Origin of the sequence: Chryseobacterium sp. ERMR1:04, from assembly GCF_001297705.1 — a bacterium.
Classification (GTDB): domain Bacteria; phylum Bacteroidota; class Bacteroidia; order Flavobacteriales; family Weeksellaceae; genus Chryseobacterium.
This window is the reverse complement of record NZ_LIRF01000005.1, coordinates 318,188-340,221: the sequence shown is the minus strand read 5'-3', so window position 1 is coordinate 340,221 and position 22,034 is coordinate 318,188. Positions and strand designations below refer to the sequence as shown.

Genomic DNA, 22,034 nt, shown 5'->3' with positions numbered 1-22,034 from the left:
ATACGTATGAAAAAAACAGATGTTGCAGTCATTGGTCTATCTTGTGTCTTTCCGGGGGCACAGGATGCCAACACTTTTTGGCAGAATATTGTCAATAAAGTAGACTCTACCCAATTAGCTCCAGCCGACCGAATTGATCCTGTTCATTTTAGCGATACCACCAATCCGGTTGACCGCTTTTACTGTCAGCGTGGTGGGTTTATCTCTGATTATGAATTTGATCCAACCGCTTTTGGAATTTTACCATTAGCCGTTGAAGGGACTGAACCCGATCATTTATTAACGTTGGATCTGGTTCAAAAAGCCTTGGACGATGCAGGAATTTTTCAAAAAGAAATTTCGCTTGAAAAAACAGGAATCATCATTGGGAAAGGAAATTATACCGGACCTGGGGCTACCCGTGCTATTGAAATCGTAAGAACTGGAGAACAGATTTCTTCGTTATTAAAAGAATTATTACCCGAAGTTTCTTCTGCCGATATTGAAAAAGTAAAACACGCTTTTCAGGAAAAGAAAGGACGTTTTGCCGCTGATACTGCGATGGGATTAATTCCCAATTTGGTGGCCTCTTTAGTGGCTAACCGATTCAATTTAGGTGGGGTTGCATTTACCGTAGATGCCGCATGTGCAAGTGCTTTAATTGCAGTAGACCACGCGGTACAGGAACTTCAACGAGGAAGATCCGACATTATGATTGCAGGAGGTGTACACACTGGACAAAATGCTGCTTTCTGGAGTATTTTCGCACAATTGGGTGCGTTATCCCGTCAACAACAAATTAAACCTTTCAGTAATGATGCCGATGGTTTGTTGATTGGTGAAGGTTGTGGTTTTGTGGTGTTGAAAAGATTGGAAGATGCCGTTCGAGATCAGGATAAAATTTACGCAGTCATTAAAGGCGTTGGCGTAAGCAGCGATGGTAACGGAACCAGCGTAATGAGTCCAGCGGTCAAAGGTCAATTGAAAGCTCTACAACAAGCTTGGAGCAATGCAGATCTAGATGAAAAACAAATCGGTTACCTGGAAGCTCACGGCACAGGAACACCACTTGGAGATAAAACAGAACTTCAGACGTTAGCTCAGTTTTTTGGAAAAGAAGAATCAGCTAAAATAGCAGGGATTGGTTCTGTAAAATCGAATATCGGGCACGCGATGCCTGCTGCGGGAATTGCTGGTTTAATAAAAACTTGTCTGGCTTTGCATCACGATACATTGCCACCGACTTTATACTGCGAAAATCCAACTTTGGATATGCAGAATACCAGATTCGAACCTGTTCAGGAAGCAAAAAGCTGGTCTAAAACTGGATTACCTAAAGTAGCGGCAGTCAATGCTTTCGGTTTTGGAGGCATCAATGCCCATGTTGTATTGGAAGGATATGACATGCCGAAAAAAGATAAAGTTCTCATCTTAGCCCGACCAACGCATGAAGCATTATTATCTGCTTTGCAAAATAACGAAAGTACATTAGGTGAAGGAGATTATCGTATTGCACTATTTGATCCAAGCCCTGCAAGAATAGAAAAAGCCCTTAAAATTGTCGCCAAAAATAATCCTTGGCGCAACAAACAGGATATTTGGTACACCAACACTCCTCTATTGCAAAATGGAGAAAAAGTAGCTTTTGTTTTCCCCGGATTAGACGGATTAGCAAAAGGGGAAATTGACAGTGTAAGCCGTTATTTCAACTTAACCGCTCCTATAGAAACTGAAGGTGAAGGGTTGTTAAACGATGCCTTAAACATTTTCAATAAGTGCAGTATTCTAGACAATTCATTAAAAAAATTGGGAATTATACCGGATATGAATGCCGGACACAGCTTAGGAGAATGGCTGGCAGGTTATTCTTCTGAATTGGCGGAAGTAAATTCTGTAAAAGCTTTAATTGATGTCCTTAATCCTGAAACCTTTGAATTAAAGGACTCCAGATTCATCGCCATCGGAGCCGGAATTGAAACCATAAAACCTATTATTGAAGACATTCCGAACGTCTATATTTCCAATGACAATTGCCCGAATCAGGTAATTCTTTGCGGAAGCAATGCAGCATTGGATGAATTAGTACCGTTATTAAAATCAAAACAGATATTTCATCAGATATTGCCGTTCCAATCTGGTTTTCACTCGCCTTTTATCGCCGATAAACTGGATGTGATTTTAGCAGGAATGGAAAAAGCACAATTTCAAAAAACAAAAATCCCATTGTGGTCTGCAACAACATTGGAGCCTTATCCATCAGATCAGGACGCGATCAGAAAACTGAGTGCAGAACACCTTGTACAACCCGTTCGTTTCCGTGAACTTACCGATAAATTGTACGAAGAAGATGCAAGATTCTTTATTCAAATCGGAACAGGCGGATTGATTGGATTTATTGATGATACGTTGAAAGGAAAAGCATTCAGCACGATTGCCTCCAGCGTTCCTACCCGATCTGCGTTAGCACAATTACAACGTGTGGTAGCCGCATTATTCGTGGAAGGTAAAGTGGTGGCGCTAGACTTTTTAGACATCCATACGTTCTCCAAAAAATCATCAGGGAAAGGGATTAAACTTGAATTAGGCTCTCCTATTATCCGTGATTTTAAAGAAGTAAAAGCATTGGCTCAATCTTTTGGAACTTCAAAGCAAAATACCGTTTCTATTCCTGTGGCGAAATCTGGACATCCTTTGGTACAGGCATTTCAGAATAATATTTCGGATATGATTCGTATGCAGGAAGAAGTGTTGACCTTATTTCAGGATCGTCCGAAAGTTTCAATTCCGAATGTGGTTTTACCAAAAGTTCAGGCTCCGATAAGCAAGAATTTTGAAAAAACTTTATACGTTACATTGGAAAGCCACCCTTATCTTATCGACCACAGTTTATTAAGACAACCGAAAGGCTGGCATGAAGTGGCCGATATGGAACCCGTGATTCCAATGACGATGATCTTTGAACAATTAGCAGAAATTGCACAAGCAGAAATACAAGGATCGCAAGTTCATAAAATCATGAACGTAAGTGTGTTTCAATGGATGAACGTTGCCCAACCTTTTGAAAAAACGGTGAAAGCAGAATGGAAATCCACTAATCACGCTTATTTAGATATTGAAAATTTCGTGAATGCTGAAGTGGTATTAACCTCATCTTCTCGCCCCAATCCTACTTTTAATCTTTCAATCGGTGATGTGTTACCTATCGAAAGAACACCTGAAGAAATCTACGACAAACACATGTTTCATGGAGAATGTTATCAGGGAATAACGGAAGTTTCAAAGGTCGGAACGAAAGGAATTATCGGAAAAATTAAAGGAAACGGAGGAAAAGGTTCCTTACTTGATAATGCCGGGCAATTATTCGGACTATGGTTACAACTTACCTTAACGAAAGATAGAATTGCATTTCCTGTAAAAATCAAAGACATTGAATTTTTCGGTGATCTACACGATCAGGACGGTATTTTTGAGTGTACCTGCAGCCTGACTGAAATGAATGACGAGTTTGCGATTGGAGATATTCTTTTAACCAAAAACAATACAGTGTGGTGTAAAATTTCAGGTTGGCAAAACCGTCGACTGGAAATTGATGAACCTTTATGGAACGTTTCTATGTCACCTTTGCACAACCGTCTTTCGGAAGAAATTGCGCCTCAGGTATTTTTCTTTCATCAGGCCTATACCAGAGTCGCTTCATGGGATTTTATCCTGAAACGTTATTTCAATCAAACCGAAAAACAACATCATCAAAAACTGTTTCCTAATAAGAGAAAAAGCTGGATGGTAAGCCGTGTAGCCGTGAAAGATGCGGTACGAAATCTCCTTAAACAAGAGAAAAATCATCCTTGCTTTCCTATCACTTTTGAAGTTGCTTCTGATGAAGTTGGAAAACCTTATCTAATCAGTGAGTTTACAAAAGATATTCATATTTCTCTCGCTCACAAAGGGAAAGATGCCGTGGGAATTGCCCGCAGCGGAAAAGCAGTCGGAATTGATATGGAAATCATTGAAGAACGCAGTTCAGGATTCTACGATCTGGTCTTTACCGATAATGAATTAGCTTTATTAAAAAACAGAGATCAGGCAGAATGGACAACCCGTTTTTGGGTAGCTAAGGAAGCATACGGAAAGTTTTTAGGGACAGGATTAAAAGGAAATCCAAAAAAACTCGAAGTCGAAAAAATCACAGAGGATTCTTTATGGATCAATCAAACAGAAATCAAAACAATTAAACATAAAAATTATATCATAGGATGGACACTATAAACACAACACTAAAATTAAATCACGAAGAATTATTCACACTGTTAAAAGGTTTTATCACAGAAGTTATCGGTGAAGAATTTGTAGAGGAAATGGACATCACACCGGAGAGTTCTTTCACCAAAGATCTGGAAATGGACAGTATTGAAATTGTTTCTTTTTCGGAGAAGATCAAAGCGCATTTTGGAGAGCAAATCGATTTCACGGGATGGCTGTCTTCAATGGATCTGGACGAGTTGATTAACCTTGATTTAAGTATGATTATTAATTATATCTACGAATGCCAATAATTACTGTTGACAATAAGAAAGTTCACATTCAGGAACTCAACAAAGGAGCTGAACAAACCGTGGTAATGATTCACGGTATGTTCAGCAACCTTTCTATTTATTATTTTAATATTGCTCCGATTCTCGCAAAACACTTCCACGTTGTGATGTATGATTTAAAAAGTCATGGCATGAGCGAACGTTTTACAGACGGTTATGATTTGGAAAATATGTCTTCCGATGTCTTGGCTTTAATGGATATTTTACATATTGAAAAAGCACATCTTGTCGGCTACAGTTTTGGAGGTCTTATTGCCTTGAAAACCGCTCTGAAAGCACCCAACCGCGTTGAGCAATTAGTGGTTATCGAAGCGCCCGATCCTCAGGACGAAAAAGCCAGAAATATCATTGATGAATACAGCAAAGAGTTTCTGGAGCATTATGTCGCCAATTTTACAGATACCACCAAAGTGCAAATGGGGAAAAGGCAGATGGAAAAAAACCATCGCATGTATGAGTTCTTGTTTAATCAAACCAGTATCAAAGCAGATATGATTAAGGAAAAGCATTTTCTTACTGAAGTGAACCTGTCTCAACTGGAAACCTCAACCTTATTATTGTACGGTTCAGATTCAAATTGCAGACCTACAGGAGAATCTCTGAATGCACAGATCAAGCAAGCTGAATTAGAATTAATTCCCGGAGATCACAACATCCCAATTCAGGAACCTGCATTGATTGCCGAAACGATTGTCCATTTTTTATCTCAATCATTATCAACACATTTAACACAAAACCATGGCTAAATTTGTATTTATAGTTCCACCACTGACTGGTCATGTGAACCCAACCCTAAGCATCGGCGCTACTCTTCTAGAAAGAGGACACGAGGTGGCTTGGATCAGTCTTGATAAAAATCTAATCAGCAAACTTCCCGAAGGAGGAGAATTGCTACTCATTCAATATGATCAAACCGACGAAGAGAAAAAAGACAGTGAAAACTATCTTGATATCATTTCTAAAAAAGTAGTTTACGGAATCGACAGCATTAAATTCCTTTACGAAGATGTTTTGATTCCTTTGAACAGACATACTTACAATGGGATTATTCCATTATTAAAAGAATACCAACCCGATTTAGTGATTGGAGACCATCAGTTATTTGCGGCTTCTATTGCTGCGAAAAAACTAGGCTTGCCTTACGCTACGACGGTTACCGCTCCCGCTGCCATTAAAATTATGAGCGAACTTCCTAAAGTTCATGAATGGGAAGAAAAGCAAATTATCGCGTTACAACAGGAATTAGGTGTTGAAGAAAACCGAGCTTTAGATTGTTCAGATTTATTGACATTGGTGTTAACATCAAGGTATTTCTTTGGTGAAATGGATCTGACTTCCAATTATCAATTTACAGGTCCGGTTCTTACGGAACGTCGTATTTCTTGTGAATTTGACTGGGAAAAATTCAACAGCAATCCAAGAAAGAAAATTCTGGTAAGCATTGGCACCACTTTCGACCACGAACACAAAAAAGCATTTTTCCAAAAGGTTGTTGATGCTTTCAAAGATGAAAACTTAACGGTTGTGGTGGTTTCAGATCCTCAACTTTTTGAGCAATGGCCGGAGAATTTCATGGTGTATCAACAAGTTCCTCAATTGGATTTACTTCCGCATTTAGACGGCGTTGTCTCTCACGGCGGTCATAATACGGTTTCCGAAGCATTATCAAACGGTTTGCCTTTGGTCGTGATTCCGATTGCGTATGACCAGTCGCATGTTGCGGGCCGTGTTGTGCGTACAGGAGCAGGTGAACGTCTTAATTTTAATCGATTTAAAGCGCATCATTTAAACGAAGCCGTACAAAATATTTTAACGAATCCTGAATATAAAAAAGCTGCCGAAACCATTCGTGAATCTTTCATTGAAGCCGGTGGAAGCGCAACAGCAGCCAATTTCCTTGAAAATGCTATTCCAACTTCTAATATGGAAAAATCTAAGTCTAAATTTTTATTTGTAGTTCCCCCATTTTTTGGACACATCAGCCCGACATTGAGTGTAGGTGCGAGTTTAATTGCCCGTGGACATGAAGTAAAATGGTTCGGAATTACCCCTTTAGATAACAAACATATTCCTGAAGGCGGAAGTTATTTTTATCCCGAAGAAGATTTGATTCCGTATCAGGATGAAATTAAAAGGATTTTAAAAAGACAAGATGACGGACCTGCATGTTCAGGACCTGAGGTGATGAAATTAGCTTTAGAAGAAACCTATGTTCCTTTTGCTAAAATGATGATGCCCGGATTGGAAACGCTTACAAAAGACTGGCAACCCGATGTTATTGTGAACGACTGTATCACTTTTGGGGGAGCATTGTTTGCTCATAAAAATAATATTCCGTGTGTAACAACAACGCCTGTTCCACCCGATGTGATGGGAGATACTGCGAATAGCGCTCCTAAAATTTTTGAATGGCAGCAGAATTTAATCAAGGAACTTCAAAAAGAAGTCGGAATTGAAGATGAAGGTATTTTTATTCATTCGCATGAATTAAACTTGGTTTTTACGTCACAAAAATTTGCTGATTTTGAAGAAGTTCCATCACACATGCAATTTGTGGGTCCGGTAAAAGGTCGCCCAAATCCGGCACCTTTTGATTGGGACAAACTAAACGCATCCACAACACCAAAAATATTCGTTTCATTAGGAACTCTTTTAGTAGATATTCGAAAAGCATTTTTTGAAAAAGTAATCGCTGCATTTGCAGATCAGCCCTTAACGATAATTGCCGCTACTCCACCGGAAATTTTCGAGGAATGGCCTTCTAACTTTATCGTGAGTGGCTTTGTTCCTCAATCTGCCTTGATGCCTCACATGGATGCTGTGATTTGTCATGGTGGATTTAATACCGTGAATGATACGTTTACCAATGGATTACCCATGTTGATCACACCAATTGCTTACGACCATTTTCATATTGCTAAATTAATTGAAAAAGCAGGTTGCGGAATCAGCATCCGATATAAAAGATTGCGCGTAGAAGCACTTCGCCAAACTGTTTTTGAGCTCTTGGAAAACCCGACGTACAGAAATGCAGCGAAGGAAGTTCAATCGAGTTTAATCAACGCTGGAGGAAACGATCGTGCCGTAGAATTATTGGAAAATTCTGTAGAACAATCAACTTTAGTTCCTGCATAAGTCTATAATGACTTTGTAGATAAAAACCAATAAGGATGATAGGCGATTATATTTAACTACCTTTTATTTGTAAAACCATGTCAAGGTTTTGAACCTTGACATGGTTTATAGAGTCTTTATCAATAGAAACGGGTTTTAACCGTTCAAATAAAAATAGAAAACCAATCGGCTTTAGCCAAAACTTAAAATAATACAGAAAAGTCTATGGTTTTTTGCTAAGCAAAACGCGCTTGCAAAAAATAAAACGGTAAGAAAAAAAATGCAGATTTTGCGTTAAAATTAATGTTAAACAATAGTAAGGACAATCAAAAAAAAACAATAAATAACTGCATATGAAAAGAAGATTGTTATTTGGAGAACGCATGTTATTAGGTGACGGAACTGAACCTTTTAATACCGTAATACCGTTCAGATTAAAGGGCACGTTTAGCCTGAAAGATATTCAACATGCTTTAGATCAACTTCAAGCAAAACATCCTTGGCTAAAAGCCATCATTAAGCATGATGAAAAGGATATCCCTTGGTTTGAAGTTTCAGAAAAAATAAAAATTCCTATCCGAATTTTAGCCCAAAAGAGTGACATCGATTGGCTGGAAGAATCTAAAAAAGAGTGGCATAAGACCTTCAATTATAAAGAAAATGGCCTTATGCGATTTGTCTGGATCAAAGGAGAGGAAACTTCAGAGATGATGTTTGTGTTCCATCATTGTTTATGCGATGGTGGTTCTGCTATGACTTTATTATATGAATTTTTGCAACTGTTGGACAATCCATCTGCCGAAATCGGATTAGAAAATCCAATATTAGGAATTCAGGATGTTGTTCCCTCTGAAATTTTAGCCAATCGTAGACAGCAACTAAAAGCTAAATTTATTGGCAGATTGGCTGCAACTGCTATTAAATTTATTCCTGTCGGAAAAAAAGCGGTTGACAGGCAAAGTGATTATTTAGTTCACTGGAAGCTGGATAAGGATACGAGCAAGGAATTAATTTCTTATTGCAAATCTCAGCAAATCACGGTGAATACATTTCTGAGCGCAACCGTTCTTCAGGTATTTAAAAAAGTAAGGGGTGAAAAGGCATTCAACAAAGTTTCATGCCCCGTAGATATCAGGCGTTTTGCGAATCAGATCAAAGATGATCATATTTTTGCTTTTGGATTAATGATCGTGGTTTCCGCCAATCAAAAAATGAACTTTTCGGAAAACCTGCGTTTGATACAAGCTTCGGTGGAGCGAAAAACCGCTAAACTCAATCCATACATTACCATGATGGTGATGGAATCTGCGCATGATGCTTTGAAGAATTTCACCAAACTGTTAAAGCATGGTAAATCTTCTAATGATTGTATGTTTTCTAATTTAGGACGCATTCAAATCCCTCATCAATACAAAGAATTTACCTTAGAAAATGTTTTCAGTCCTTCGGTTATTGGTCCTTTGGGAAATACGACGACCATGGTAGCCTCAACTTTTCGGGGAGAGATGGATTTTGCGTTCATGGGAAGTGAAGGCTATTTACCTTATGTGGATGCCTTGGCTATTCGTGATGAAGTGATTAAGACGATTAAAAAACAAATTGAATATCTGGCAGTATCATGATGAAAAGAAAATTAATGATGGTGGAAAGAATTATGTATGTAAATTCTGAAACTCCGGTTAACTGTGTTTTTACGGCAAGGATTAAAGGCCGTATTGATAAGGGAGATTTAAGGTCTGCTTTATCCAAAATTCAAAAGAAACACCCTTTACTGCGGGTGAAAATAGATAATACTACAGAAAAATATCCTTTTTTTGTTGAAGAAAAAGAAATAGAGCCTATTCCATTCTATGTGGTGAACCGAAAAACAGACGACGATTGGTTGCAGGAATCAAAGAATGAATGGTATTCTCTGTTTGATGATGATAAAAAACCATTGGCAAAAGTGGTATGGATTCGCGGAGAAGAGACCTCCGAAATTCTTTGGGTAATCCCTCACTGTATCTGTGACGGGACCTCTCTTGTAGCCTTGATGAAAGAACTCCTTTTTCTATTGGATGATCCTTGTTACGAACTTAGTCCTTACCAGATATTTAATTCAGTTAATGATTTTCTTCCTCAGGATTTCAATTTGAAAAAAAAGAAGCGCAAAGCTAATTTTTATCTCCTCCTAGCGAAAGGCTTCTTTCTTATGCAACGAAGAAGTAAAAAAATAAGTCACCGAAATAACTATGTCATACACTGGAAGCTAGATTCTCAAATAACAAAACATATCACCGGAAAATGTAAGACTCATGAAATTTCTGTACATTCTTTATTGTCTACAGCTTTCATGAAGGCCTTCCAAGAGATACAAGGCAGTTCTGCTAAGGGTAAAGTAATAAGCCCTGTGGATGTTCGACATTTTATTCCGGAAATTAAGCAAGACCATATATTTGCCTTTGCTCCCACTGTTGAGCTCTCGTTAAAAAAAGGCAATGCAGATATATTGGAAAATTCCAAACATATCAAAAAAGATCTTGTACAAAAAATAGAAAAAATGGAAGCCAGAGAACTTCTCTGGATGGGTGAACATATGCATCCGGTTGTTGAACGCATGGTCTCTATGTTAAATGCCAGCAAAGGAGGACACGATATTACGTTGTCTAATATGGGGAAAATTGATATTCAACGTAAATATAGAAATTTTAAACTGGAAACAATCTTTAGTCCAACGGTAGCATTTCCATGGTTGAACTCGAATACCTTGGTGGCAACAACCTATAATCAGGAAATGGATTTTATGTTCGTGTCTAATGAAAGTTTTCTTCCAAAAGAAGAAGCTGCTAAAATTAAAGATAAAGCCATTGAATTATTGACCTCATCCCTATGAAATTAACCATGAAGTCTGCCCGAACTAAGAAAATTAAAAAAATAAAGAAAACTACGCTTAATCGTTTTTTAAGAAAGCGAATGATTTATTATGTTCTTCCCAATGTGTTTTTTAATTTTATTATTGCTTATGCAAGTTTTAATGAGTTGGGCTACACTCACTTCTTTGCAGGAACACAATGTCTGGCCCGGCTCACCTTACCGATGGCTATATTTCTACCAGTCGTTCTTACGATTGATATTATTAAAAGAGTAACCGATGCCTCTGAACAGGGAGCTATTGAATTTATGGTTGATGAAAAGCTAAATATCAAAAAGCTGATGACCAAACTGAGTATTTTACATGGTATTATTACCGGTTTATTGGTTCTATGCTTTTTGTTGCTTGGGCAATTAAGTTTATCCAAGTATCATAAATTGGATGCTTTGGAAATGGCAATACTTGTTGGGGTTCTTGCAGGCTTACTTTCTGTGCTATTTACCTATCTTCCGATTAGAAAATTAAGAACACATTTGTATAAACCCGTGACGGTAATTAATTCTGAGATCAGTAATCATTAATAAGGTGATTCAAATACGCATCCAACTCCTCTATTTTTAGTTTAAATCTATTGAATTTACTTTGAGATAATCTGGTTCTTTTAAAAATTAACGAAAACGCCAAAGTACTCAATAAATCATTTGAAGTATTGAATTCTTCAGCTCTACAATATGATTAATAATGAAGTATAAATCCATAAAAAAACCGCTCTTAAAAGAGCGGTATACCTTATAATACAGATTTATCTTAACAAGTAGATCCGCATGCAAGAAGTTGAATGTGTATTACACCGTTAAGTACACATTGTGTTTGGCATAAAGCACCGCTTACAACGCCACCTAAGCCGCCTACAACGCCACCTACTACACCGCCAACGCCACCTACAACGCCGCCTACAACACCACCAACGCCACCTACAACGCCACCTACTACACCACCTAGACCACCGATTAATCCACCGATGTTGTCAAGTAATCCGTCACCTGTAATTGTTTTTAACTCGTTTCTGTTTAGTTTTTTTAAGTTTTTCATGAGTGTATATTTATTTAATTAATACATCACTAAGATATGATTAATTACAATATGTTTATATTATTTTCGAAAAAATAATTAATTATTTTTATTAGTTAACATTCCATTAATATAAACGGTATTTGATGAATAATCAATTATTTGACATATCCATCAAATCAACCATAAAACTATATGAATATCAGAATATTATTCACCATAATTTGACTTAATAAAAATACACATTATGGAGAGTTATTCTCACCGAGGTACCACATTATTTTACAAATTCACTTCAAAAAAAGTTCATTCAGCAAAAAAAATAGATCCCAAAAATTAAAAATCTAGTATTTCGAGCGTAGCAAGAGGTGAGAATCGAAGAAAAAGATGAAAAATTATGTCCGCATTTTGGAATTTTAAAGACTTTGTTGAAGCGTAGAGAATGACCTACACTCAACCAATTTTTTTTTCAAAAACTTTATTACTTAATCTACCCCGATTATTATCCACTTTCGTTAATTTCGAAGATTATTTAAAAGTTAATTATATGTTGCAAAGATTTTCAGCAATTACATGCTTCGTTTTTCTATTATTAAGTTCTTTTGCCTTTGGGCAGGATATTCCATGTGTGAATAGCGGAACCTATTACGCATTCAGTGGAGGTAAAGGATTTCCACTTAAATATGATATTATTGAAGGTTTTGTTGAGGTGAAAGAAATGAGGAAAGACAGAGACGAGCTAATAAATACCTATAAGATTTCAAAAGTTGTAAAATGCAACTATAAAAATCCAGTTAACGCCAATCTTGTGTTTAAAATAAACCCTTATGACAAAGTAAGTGATACCTACAGCGAGAGAGAATCTGAGCTTGAAATCAATATAACAGATGGTAAAGGTAAAATTTTCTTCCGCCAGCCCAATTTACCTGAAGTGGCAAGCAGAGCAACGAGTATGGCTCCTAAGAGATAAGCTTTTGGAATATATTCAAAATACAAAAAGCCTTTAAATATTGCTATTTAAAGGCTTTTATATTTCAAGCTTCTTAACTTATGCGGAGAGAGGAATTAAATTTCTCTTCTTAAACCCGCATGAATAATATATTTTAAACAGAGTATTCTGCTTACTCCTAGCCTTTTACTCCTTTAATCCAATCTTGGAATTTACCTACCTGCTCCATAAAGAAAGATTCATGCTCCTCCTTTACTTCAGGATGATTAACCAATACATGTTCAAAATAGGTTCCTTTCAATACTTTTCTTAAAATGCCTTCTCCTAAGAATGGTTTATAATCATTCAAAGCTTGGGTTGCTTTTAATAAATGACGGATATCGTATTGCAACGGATTGATGTCTGGAACTTGTTTATTCAGATTTAGAAGACTGTAGACTGCAATTCTCGCCGTTCTTACAGAACTTTCCATCGTAAAGACAACATCATTATTCGTTTCTACAAACTGTCCGACCAACCCTAAATTAGTACATCCTTCAGGAACTACTCTCGGACGGTCTCCCTGAGCTCTTGGCATAAACATAGAAGTAATGTATGGCATAAATGCAGTACGAACGATTGTATTTTCTATGACATTATCAAGCTCATCTATTATTCCAACATGATGGCATAATTCCGCAAGAATTTCGTTACCTGTACATTCAGGCATTGCTTTTTTAATATAATTCCCTTCTTTGTCCATCAGTAAAGCATATACCCAAACAACTAAAATATCATCGGGTTGTGTTGGGAAATGAGGTTGTCTGTTACAGGTAAAACTCATTACCCAATTAGAGTCTGTAATCGTAACAATACCTCCTGTTGCTGTTCTTCCTGAATAAGGATCATTAACACATAATTCTTTTAATTTTTCTGTAAATGCTGAAGGGCGACACGTTAACGTTGCAGATTCCCAAGAAGATTTTTCTATATTTCCACAGAATTTTTCAGGGTTTCCAAAGACTTCAGATTTTGCTGCCAGATTTTTCCAAAGTTTCCATCCTGCTCCCTGCCCTGTACTAGTGTTGTCTATTGTAATTTCCGGAGCAGTAGTATTATCACCATAAAATGTACTTTCTGTCATAGATCCTGTAGTAATAATTACATAATCATCCTTACCAATAGGTATCTTCACCTCTTCCCCATTTTGTTCGGTAATAATTCCTTGTACTTTTTTCCCTTCAGTATTTATTTGAAGATCAATATCTTTAATTAATGTATTGAACTGTATCTGTACTCCTTTTTCAACAAGAAAATCTTTTAAAGGAGTTACAAACGTATCATACTGATTGTATTTTGGAAATACCAAACATGAAAAATCTTTCATTCCATCAATAGCATGCAAGAATCTGTGCATATACAATTTCAACTCAAGTAAAGAATGCCAATTTTCAAATGCAAACATAGAACGCCAGAAAAACCAAAAATTACTGTTCAGAAAAGATTCTGCAAAATAATCTTCAATACTAAGGTCATCCAATTCTTCTTTTTTCTTTAAAAGAAGTTTCACAATAGCCAACTGATCTTTCTTTTCCAGTCCAAACTTACTGAAGTCCTGAATTTCACCTTTATTATGTATTAATCTGGCTTTAGAGTAATTAGGGTCATTATCATTGATGAGTCTATATTCATCTAAAACACTGTAAGGAGCAGGAAGTTCCAAAGCAGGAATATCTTGAAAGATATCCCAGAGATTTTCGTAAGTCATATCCATTTCTCTTCCTCCTCGGATAATATATCCCTCCTCTGCATTTCCCGCACCGTCTAATGACCCTCCTTCAATACTAAGCTGATCCAAAAAGATAATATTTTTGCCGGGAACATGACCGTCACGAATGAAATAATAAGCAGCAGACATTCCGGCAATACCACTTCCTACAATATAAATTTTAGAATTTTCGTAAGATTGTAAAGGAATGCCTTTATTTCGTTGATAGTTTCCGATCTGATCAGAGAAAGGCATTGTTTTTTCCGGGGTATTGATCTGGACCTCCTTACTTGAATCTGGTTCATGAATTACTTTTCCAAACTGTTCAGAAGCCTTTAAAACATTTTCGAATTTTGAATTAATAGTACTCATCTCGTTTTATTTTTTGTATACTATAAAGGTATCTCAATTGATAAAACCAGATATATCCCGAATATCAGAATTATTATCCCTAAATTCTTATGATTGAATATTTTCTTTAATCCGGTACTGCGAAGGAGAGATAAGAGTGTGCTTCTTGAAAAAACGTCCGAAAGCTGAAATAGAATTAAACTGAAGCTGAAAAGCAATTTCAGAGATCGTAATATCCGGATTTCCAAGCATAACATAGGCCTCTTTTAAAAGCATTTCGTTGATTACCTGATGAGGTGTTTTACCACTTGCTTTTTTAATGATTTCTATAAGATATTTACTCGAAACAAAAAGTTGCTCTGCATAATAGGCAACACTTTTTTGTTCTTTGATATTCTCTCGGATCAATTTCCTGAATTTTAAGAAAAGATCTTTTTTGCCTTCCTCTTTTTCCAACAAGTTTCCCTTTTGTGCTTCTACGATTTCCGCTGTTTCTAAAAGAATATTAAAAATAATCGTCCGGACAATTTCATCTGTAAATTTTCCTTTACTGTCAGATTTTTCTTTCAGGTAATCCAGTAATCTTTGTAATAATAAAGATTTCTCTTCTGCCGTTTTTACAACACTGTAAGAACCTTTGGTAAAAAGGTTCATTTTTTCAATAATAAAAGGATTGGAAATGTTCTTAATGAGAAAATTTTTATCAAAAAAAAGTAATTTCATTTTAAAATTATCGCTAACCTTCAGAAATTTGATAATGGTTGAGGGAGCTGATATAAGAAAATGATTGGCACTTGCATGGTATTTTTCATTATCTATTTCAATATGAATTTCGCCAGATATACAAATACATAAAGTATAATAGTCCATCCTGAATGACGTTTTCGGAAACTTAACAATAGAGTTACCAGATGAAATATAATAGGATCGCCGACAATCTATGCTGTAAAAAGATAGGGTATCCTGCAAATTTTCAGTGATTTTCATATTATATTTTTTGATAAAACTCCTGTTAATGCAATTTACACCTTTTTTAGATTTTTTATTGTTTAATCCTCATTGTGATATTCCGTATTGAACTGCTTGACCAAACAACTCCGAACTAGTTTGATGAGTATGTATATTATAACTTCTTCAACATCTATAACATTAAGATAAGCTACCTCAAGGCAGCTTAATTAAATCATGCCAAAGCAAAAAATTACTTTGACATGATAAAAATCTATTTACATCCTTTTTCCTCCTTAAAAAGGTACGATTTATGAATTCTGTTTTTTTAAGATCATCATTCCCTTTAATTTCATACTAATTATTGAGCAATTTTAGTAATGGAAAGCCCGCCTCTATTAACCATATTATTAGTCGTGGAATTGCAGTTGAGACGAACTCTTAGCTGATCTCCAACATTCAAAAAACCTGTCCAATACAATGTGTTGCCATTATCTACTATGGTACCTGCAAGATTAGAATAGGTATGCCTCATCAACTCGCTCCAATTGGTTCCGCCATCCGTACTTTTTTCGTAAAATGCAATTGTAGACCATGTAGGAGTTGCAGTTCCGGTACTTGTATGGGTACTTGAGTTTTGCATAACGACACTGTAAAGCCCATTTAGATTGGTAGGAACTGTAAAAACATTATTGGTCCAGGCATTATAGGTATCTATACTTTCATCAGTGAATTGAGCTGTAACAGGCGGACTAAATGCATTCATAAGATTTTGAGTTCCCGGTACACTTACATTTACGATTACTTTGGTGGTTCCTGCATCAGAAGGAATGGTATTTACATACCCTAACACCCCATTAGCATCAGCTACAACAGTTCTGGTCGCCGTAAAAGTCTGATTCTGGGTTGCCGATAAAGTCCCAGTGGATGTGGTATATATAGCATTGGCTGTCCCATTCAGAGGAAGTGTACGGAATCTTACATTTCCGTTTATATCCAGCTTTTCCGTAGGATTGTTACTTCCAGTCCCATTTATAGTATTAATACCGAAGTTTCCAGTCTTATTTGCAAAACGCCCCCACTCTGCATAAGCTGTAGGACCTGTATAATTACCAAAAGAAATATGCCCTTTGGTATTTGCCCCTGATGTATAAATACGAGTTCCGGGGGAGTTAGCATCTCCTGTTCCCGGAAAATATGCACTTTGTGTAAGACCATATTTTTCACCGGTGGTATCATTAAAGACTTTCCCCACTCCATAATCGGAATCAGTAGGTCCAAACTGTATAAAGCCATTAACATTGAGTTTGGCAAGAGAATCCACACCACCTATTCCCACGTAACCCGCTCCTGCAAAGTTCAACCATTGTCCTGAAGGTATTGTTGCTGTACGGTTTGCTGCAAATGAATTATTGGTACTGTAAATATTGACCGCTGCAGAGGGAGTCCAAGCTGTTCCATTCCATGTCATCAGTTGTCCTGTACTGGTACCGCTTGTTAACCCTAATGTATAAGGGCTTACATTGGTGCCCGAGCCTGCTCTTGTAAGCCCGCCGTTGGTAGTAGCATTCAGTACCTCATTCCCAATTACACCATCTACTTCTGCAAAAGTACCAGATCCAGATCCTGTGCTTACCCATTTGGTTCCATTGAAATAATAATATCCAACGGAAGTAACATCTATCGTTTGTTCTGCTGGAGATGTATCTGCTAATGTCACATACACCAAAGCTCCTGTCTGGGCAGAAGTATAAGCCTTGGCTCTTAATTGTGCTCCTTCAATCCTTGGCGCGATAATACCATCCATACTGGAAGTAACTGTAGGCTTCCCCACAATATCCATTGTAGCAACCGGACTAGCCGTATTGATTCCCACTTGTCCATAAACAATGGTGGATAATAATGAAGCTGCAAGAATAAATTGTTTTTTCATAAAATCATTTAAAATTGTTATTTTGTAAACATAGCCTAGGATATTATACCTATTTCAATACCCTGTCATGTTGTTTTTTCAAGTCTTGATTATGCATTTGTTTTCATAGAAAACTATTCAACAGTATATGCATCTATTGGGTTTTAGAAAGTCACCATTGTATAGAAATTAACAAACAATGAAAGCAAAATATTCCCTTATCATTGGGCAAGAAAAATGAGTGTTTCATTGTTGTATTTTCAGAATTCAGATTGTACATCTTTTTAAAATTAAAGCTGTGAATATACTTGCAGGCTAATTATATAATGCCGCAATAGTATGATTAGAAAAGTATGTACACAAGTTTTACATCGGTACAATTCCTGAATTATACCGATGTAAATAATCCTACAAAATACTATAAATCAAACAATTAACTACTTAAAATAGTAATTCAATTATTGTTCTTAGAGTATCCGATAAAGAAGGTTGATATTTGTATATTTGCGAAAAATATTTTTTGAGATGAAATATTTCTATTCTTTTTTCTATACTATTCAGCCTTACGGAAGAGCATACAATTTTCTAAAAAGAATCCCTTTTGATTACCTATTTAAAAAATCTGAAAGATGAGACTATATGCATTTATTGAGATGTGAAGAGTTTCTTTACACGCTTACTATTTACAGATTAAGCATTCTATTATTTTAGCTGATTGATTAACAAATACTAATTTAATTCCACATTACAAGTCAATGAAATCTGACAAATTTATTTTATTGTTCATTCTTGTTCATTTCTTTATTTTAGGCCAAAGCCAGAAAATTTCCGAAGAACAATTGAAAAACGAGTTACATCAAATACAAAACGAAATTTCGAACACCGGTATAGTAAATAATACTACTCAAAAACTGGAAAAAAAGTATCAGGTTGCGAAGGAAAATAAATACAATATTGCTTTTATAATCGGTGTAGAGTTGATGCGAACGTATTCAACATTAGACAATACAGAAAAAGTTATTGAAGTTTCATCAGATGTAGAGAAATATATTAATGAAGATTCTCCTCCGCAAGAAGTATCAATTATGTATAAAATGAGGGCTGGAGCCTATGGAAATCTTGGTTTTTTAGAGGATTCACATAAAGCCTACCAAAAATCAAAACTCTATTTAAAGAATATCAAAGATGATGACGTTCGCTACTATTATGGAAGCTTATTTTACTCAAATTATTCCGGGTACTTTGATCAAAGCAAAAAACAGCCCGATTCTGTTCGTTTGTGTCTTTTAAAAGGATTGAGTGAGGCGGAAAAAATTTCCAATAAAGATTCGAAAATAAGATTAAAACAAAAGTATGATTTAATCATTTCTATACAGGCCAATCTTTCGCTTTATTACTTGTGGATTATGCAGCCAGGCAATCCAAAAGAAGCAGAAAAATTTATTTTAAATTCGTTAGAAATTGCAAAAAACAGAGACGTAAGCCCGCTTAATGAAATGAATTTATACAGAACAGCGGGTGATTTTTATTTTGATCAGAAAGATAACGACAAAGCTATTCATTATGCCCAAGAAGGCTTAAAACTGGAAAAAAGAATCTCATCTCCTTCCAGCAGAGAAAATTTTTATGAAATTCTGACCGAGGCATATTTGGCACAAAACAAAACTGAAGAAGGAAAAAAATACAGCCAGCTTCTGACAAAATTAAAAGACAGTATAAAAATTGCAGAAAAACATTCGGTAAACAAAATTACCACCGAAATTAAAAAAGAAAAAGACTTAGAAAGCAACAAAACCCTTACAAGCTACCTTTATATCTTCTTAATTATAATAATAGTTGTGGGCAGCGGAATTTGGTATTATTGGAGAAATAAGAATAAAATTCAGCAGCAAAAATTTCAGGAACTCATCACGAAAATAGAAAATCAGACCGAAGCACAAAATTTAGAGGAAGAAAAAACAGTAAAAGTTCCAAAAACAATTACAGAAGAAACAGTAAATCAGTTATTAAGTAAAATATCTAAATTTGAAAAAACAGAAAGGTTTCTAAGAAATGACATTACCATTGCCGGACTTGCAACCCATCTTAATACCAATACAAAATATCTTTCTGAGGTTATAAAAAATCATAAAAATAAAAACTTCAACAATTATATTAATAGTCTTAGAATCAATTACATCACAAAAAAACTTTACGAAGATCCAATTTACAGAGAATATAAAATAAGTTATTTAGCGGAAGTATGCGGATATTCCACCCCTAGAGTATTTCTGAATGCCTTTAAAAAAGAAACCGATTTAACACCATCTGATTTTATTAAAGAACTGCAGAATAAGAAATCTTCCTAGCCTTCTTTTTAAAATGAAAATTTATTAACTGAATATGCAAATAAAATTTCCCGTGTAAAGAAATAGTTATAAGTGAATATTGAGTTTTTTTAATAAGTATATAAAAATAATTGTAGTAAATAAATTATTTCGTATCTTTATTGAAGATAATTAGACATTTATAACAATACATATTGTTAAAGTTATGATTGACATAATTTTTTATGAATTATAAATAATTTTTCTCCTAAAATAGAATTTATACTTTAAAAGGAAATAAAACTTCAACCCTCTAGATTAAATCGCTCAATTATCTGAAAATTCTAGAGAATCTCTATTCTAAATATAATTTCAATTTTAAGAAGTTGTAAATTTCATTTTGACACAAAACTATAGTATATAGTTGTCATTTCTAAATTAGATAATACTCGTATATTTTAGCACAAATAAACCACACGGTATAATACTAATTTACATGATTTAACAACTAGCACATGTAGAAATAATACATGTAGAAATAATATATTTAACCGCAAACCAATTTCAATCTTTCAAATAGTAAATGAAATTCAATCTTTAGTAAAAGCAATCAACACAATATGTAATATCTCAAAACATTTTGTTTTTGATTAAATAATAACCATTAAAACTTAGAAATCATGAAAAAACTTATTATTACAAGCTTTTGTGCTCTTTCTTTTCTCCTAACCGCACAAAATTACAATCAGTTTTACAGTTCCATTAATTTATTTACGCAATCAAATGATAATCCACATGATATTATTTTTTCTTATGATGTTATCAATGGATTACCTACATGTATTAACAACTTTGAAATAGTAAGTAAGATAAACGCCAATTCTTCTTTTAATTTTAGAATTTTCTTAGATAATGTGGCGGTTTATACAGGAAATGTTAGTTTACCGGTATATGGAAGATATTTTTTCGATAACGCTTTTATAAATTGTTATTCATCCACATCAACTATTCGTGTTGTAATTCTATAAGAGAATGAGTTAAAAATATATCTCCTCCAAAGAAATATCAAAAAACATTCATATTAATAAAAACCAAATAATTATGAATAAATTTTACTTTTATATTTATATGATAGTATGCTCATGTGCTACTCATAATATTCCCTCCAGTGGAAATCCAAATATACAAATTCCACCCAATACTACTGTTGCATTCGTAGATCTTAATGGAAATTTTTATCCTGAAAAATGGGAAACACAAATAGGACCTTATAAAAAAAAATCTTCATTATATCTTACTGCTAAGAAAAATAACACTATTGAAACACTTACTAATTTTGAAAATCAAAATCTTGCGAAATATCATCAGAATGTTTTAAATAAAAAAAGGATCTTTATTTTTGTTCATGGTTATAATAATAGTGCCGCAAAAGTAAAATTGAATTATGACTTGTTATGTGCTAAAATAAATATCGACCCTATCCAAGATGAAGTAATTGAATTTTATTGGGATGGATTAGTTTCTAAGGATCCTATTGGCTCTGGAAGAATATGGTTTTATGCAACTGGTAATAGTCAGATGGCTGGAGAATTTGGTCTGCGGAAAATTCTAAATGAAATATATGATAAAGACATCATTATTATTTCTCACAGCCGTGGTGCATCAGTTGTTTTGAGTTCTTTAAGTAACCCACCTTATGATGATGACTTCAGAAGGAATACAGAAAAATTAGGAATAACCATTGATAATAAAATTCCCCTTGCTGAAAATGGGAATCGTATCATATCTATAATGCTTGCACCCGCCGTTGGAGAAGTCGATTTTAAAAAAGAAAAAGATACCGGATCTTTTCGTAGTTTTAGTTCTCAACTAAAAAAGATTCACATTACAATCAATAAAAATGATCCTGTATTAAAAAAATTTGTAGGACTTAAAGGAAAATTTAACCCTACAACTTTAGGCTTTGATATTACCGCCTACAATAATTTAAAATCAACATATAATTTTTTTACTGTTGATAACTTTGATGGACAGAATAATCATAGCTTTAATGTTTATATTAATAATGATAAGTTTGAACAAATGATTAAAAAATACATTCCATAAATACCCTTTATTAAAAATTTAACCCTGTGAAAATTTAAAAAAAAATAAATTCTCACAGGGTAAAAAAGATTCTTTGCTGAGCTCTTTTATACAATCTCACATGTAAAT

The 22,034-nt window shown here is 35.0% G+C and carries 15 protein-coding genes; 11 read left to right on the top strand and 4 right to left on the bottom strand.

The genetic code is table 11. From position 1 onward, the window contains the following. Positions 1-6: 6 nt before the first annotated feature. The 7 genes from AMQ68_RS12015 to AMQ68_RS11985 all read left to right on the top strand — a co-directional run bounded on the left by AMQ68_RS12015 (position 7) and on the right by AMQ68_RS11985 (position 11,117). Positions 7-4,245, top strand: coding sequence for a type I polyketide synthase (locus AMQ68_RS12015; protein ID WP_054510876.1), 4,239 nt, complete (start codon positions 7-9; stop codon positions 4,243-4,245). Then, positions 4,233-4,532: an acyl carrier protein gene (locus tag AMQ68_RS12010; RefSeq protein WP_054510875.1), complete on the top strand. Its 300-nt coding sequence runs from the start codon at positions 4,233-4,235 to the stop codon at positions 4,530-4,532. The genes AMQ68_RS12015 and AMQ68_RS12010 overlap by 13 nt, the downstream gene beginning before the upstream one ends. Beyond that, complete coding sequence (locus AMQ68_RS12005) at positions 4,523-5,317, top strand: alpha/beta fold hydrolase (protein ID WP_054510874.1); 795 nt, start codon at positions 4,523-4,525, stop codon at positions 5,315-5,317. The genes AMQ68_RS12010 and AMQ68_RS12005 overlap by 10 nt, the downstream gene beginning before the upstream one ends. Beyond that, complete coding sequence (locus AMQ68_RS12000) at positions 5,310-7,706, top strand: glycosyltransferase (protein ID WP_054510873.1); 2,397 nt, start codon at positions 5,310-5,312, stop codon at positions 7,704-7,706. The genes AMQ68_RS12005 and AMQ68_RS12000 overlap by 8 nt, the downstream gene beginning before the upstream one ends. A 332-nt stretch (positions 7,707-8,038) precedes the next feature. Continuing rightward, positions 8,039-9,307, top strand: coding sequence for a condensation domain-containing protein (locus tag AMQ68_RS11995; protein WP_054510872.1), 1,269 nt, complete (start codon positions 8,039-8,041; stop codon positions 9,305-9,307). After that, positions 9,304-10,557: a condensation domain-containing protein gene (locus AMQ68_RS11990; protein ID WP_082384046.1), complete on the top strand. Its 1,254-nt coding sequence runs from the start codon at positions 9,304-9,306 to the stop codon at positions 10,555-10,557. Before AMQ68_RS11995 ends, AMQ68_RS11990 begins: the two co-directional genes overlap by 4 nt. Before the next feature lie 80 nt (positions 10,558-10,637). Continuing rightward, positions 10,638-11,117 (top strand): hypothetical protein, encoded by a 480-nt coding sequence (locus tag AMQ68_RS11985; RefSeq protein ID WP_241775112.1) that lies wholly within the window; start codon positions 10,638-10,640, stop codon positions 11,115-11,117. Between the two features lie 226 nt (positions 11,118-11,343). Here AMQ68_RS11985 and AMQ68_RS25330 read toward each other — a convergent pair whose 3' ends face one another. Next, on the bottom strand, positions 11,344-11,628 hold the full coding sequence (locus AMQ68_RS25330) for a hypothetical protein (protein ID WP_054510869.1): 285 nt from the start codon (positions 11,626-11,628) through the stop codon (positions 11,344-11,346). 526 nt (positions 11,629-12,154) lie between these two features. On the opposite strand from AMQ68_RS25330, the gene AMQ68_RS11975 reads away from it, so the two are divergent. After that, positions 12,155-12,577 (top strand): hypothetical protein, encoded by a 423-nt coding sequence (locus tag AMQ68_RS11975; protein ID WP_123905681.1) that lies wholly within the window; start codon positions 12,155-12,157, stop codon positions 12,575-12,577. 157 nt (positions 12,578-12,734) lie between these two features. Here AMQ68_RS11975 and AMQ68_RS11970 read toward each other — a convergent pair whose 3' ends face one another. From AMQ68_RS11970 to AMQ68_RS11960, 3 genes are all read right to left on the bottom strand, one after another. Further along, positions 12,735-14,675, bottom strand: coding sequence for an oleate hydratase (locus AMQ68_RS11970; protein ID WP_054510867.1), 1,941 nt, complete (start codon positions 14,673-14,675; stop codon positions 12,735-12,737). Between the two features lie 87 nt (positions 14,676-14,762). Further along, positions 14,763-15,377, bottom strand: a complete 615-nt coding sequence (locus AMQ68_RS11965; RefSeq protein WP_241775111.1) for an AraC family transcriptional regulator — start codon at positions 15,375-15,377, stop codon at positions 14,763-14,765. Positions 15,378-15,963: 586 nt separating this feature from the next. Beyond that, positions 15,964-17,535 carry a hypothetical protein gene (locus AMQ68_RS11960; protein WP_054510865.1) on the bottom strand — a complete coding sequence of 524 codons (1,572 nt, stop codon included), beginning with the start codon at positions 17,533-17,535 and terminating at the stop codon, positions 15,964-15,966. 734 nt (positions 17,536-18,269) lie between these two features. On the opposite strand from AMQ68_RS11960, the gene AMQ68_RS11955 reads away from it, so the two are divergent. The 3 genes from AMQ68_RS11955 to AMQ68_RS11945 all read left to right on the top strand — a co-directional run bounded on the left by AMQ68_RS11955 (position 18,270) and on the right by AMQ68_RS11945 (position 21,926). Beyond that, positions 18,270-19,862: an AraC family transcriptional regulator gene (locus tag AMQ68_RS11955; RefSeq protein WP_054510864.1), complete on the top strand. Its 1,593-nt coding sequence runs from the start codon at positions 18,270-18,272 to the stop codon at positions 19,860-19,862. Positions 19,863-20,500: 638 nt separating this feature from the next. After that, positions 20,501-20,848 carry a hypothetical protein gene (locus AMQ68_RS11950; RefSeq protein ID WP_054510863.1) on the top strand — a complete coding sequence of 116 codons (348 nt, stop codon included), beginning with the start codon at positions 20,501-20,503 and terminating at the stop codon, positions 20,846-20,848. Positions 20,849-20,921: 73 nt separating this feature from the next. After that, on the top strand, positions 20,922-21,926 hold the full coding sequence (locus AMQ68_RS11945) for an alpha/beta hydrolase (protein WP_071254784.1): 1,005 nt from the start codon (positions 20,922-20,924) through the stop codon (positions 21,924-21,926). Positions 21,927-22,034: the final 108 nt, after the last annotated feature.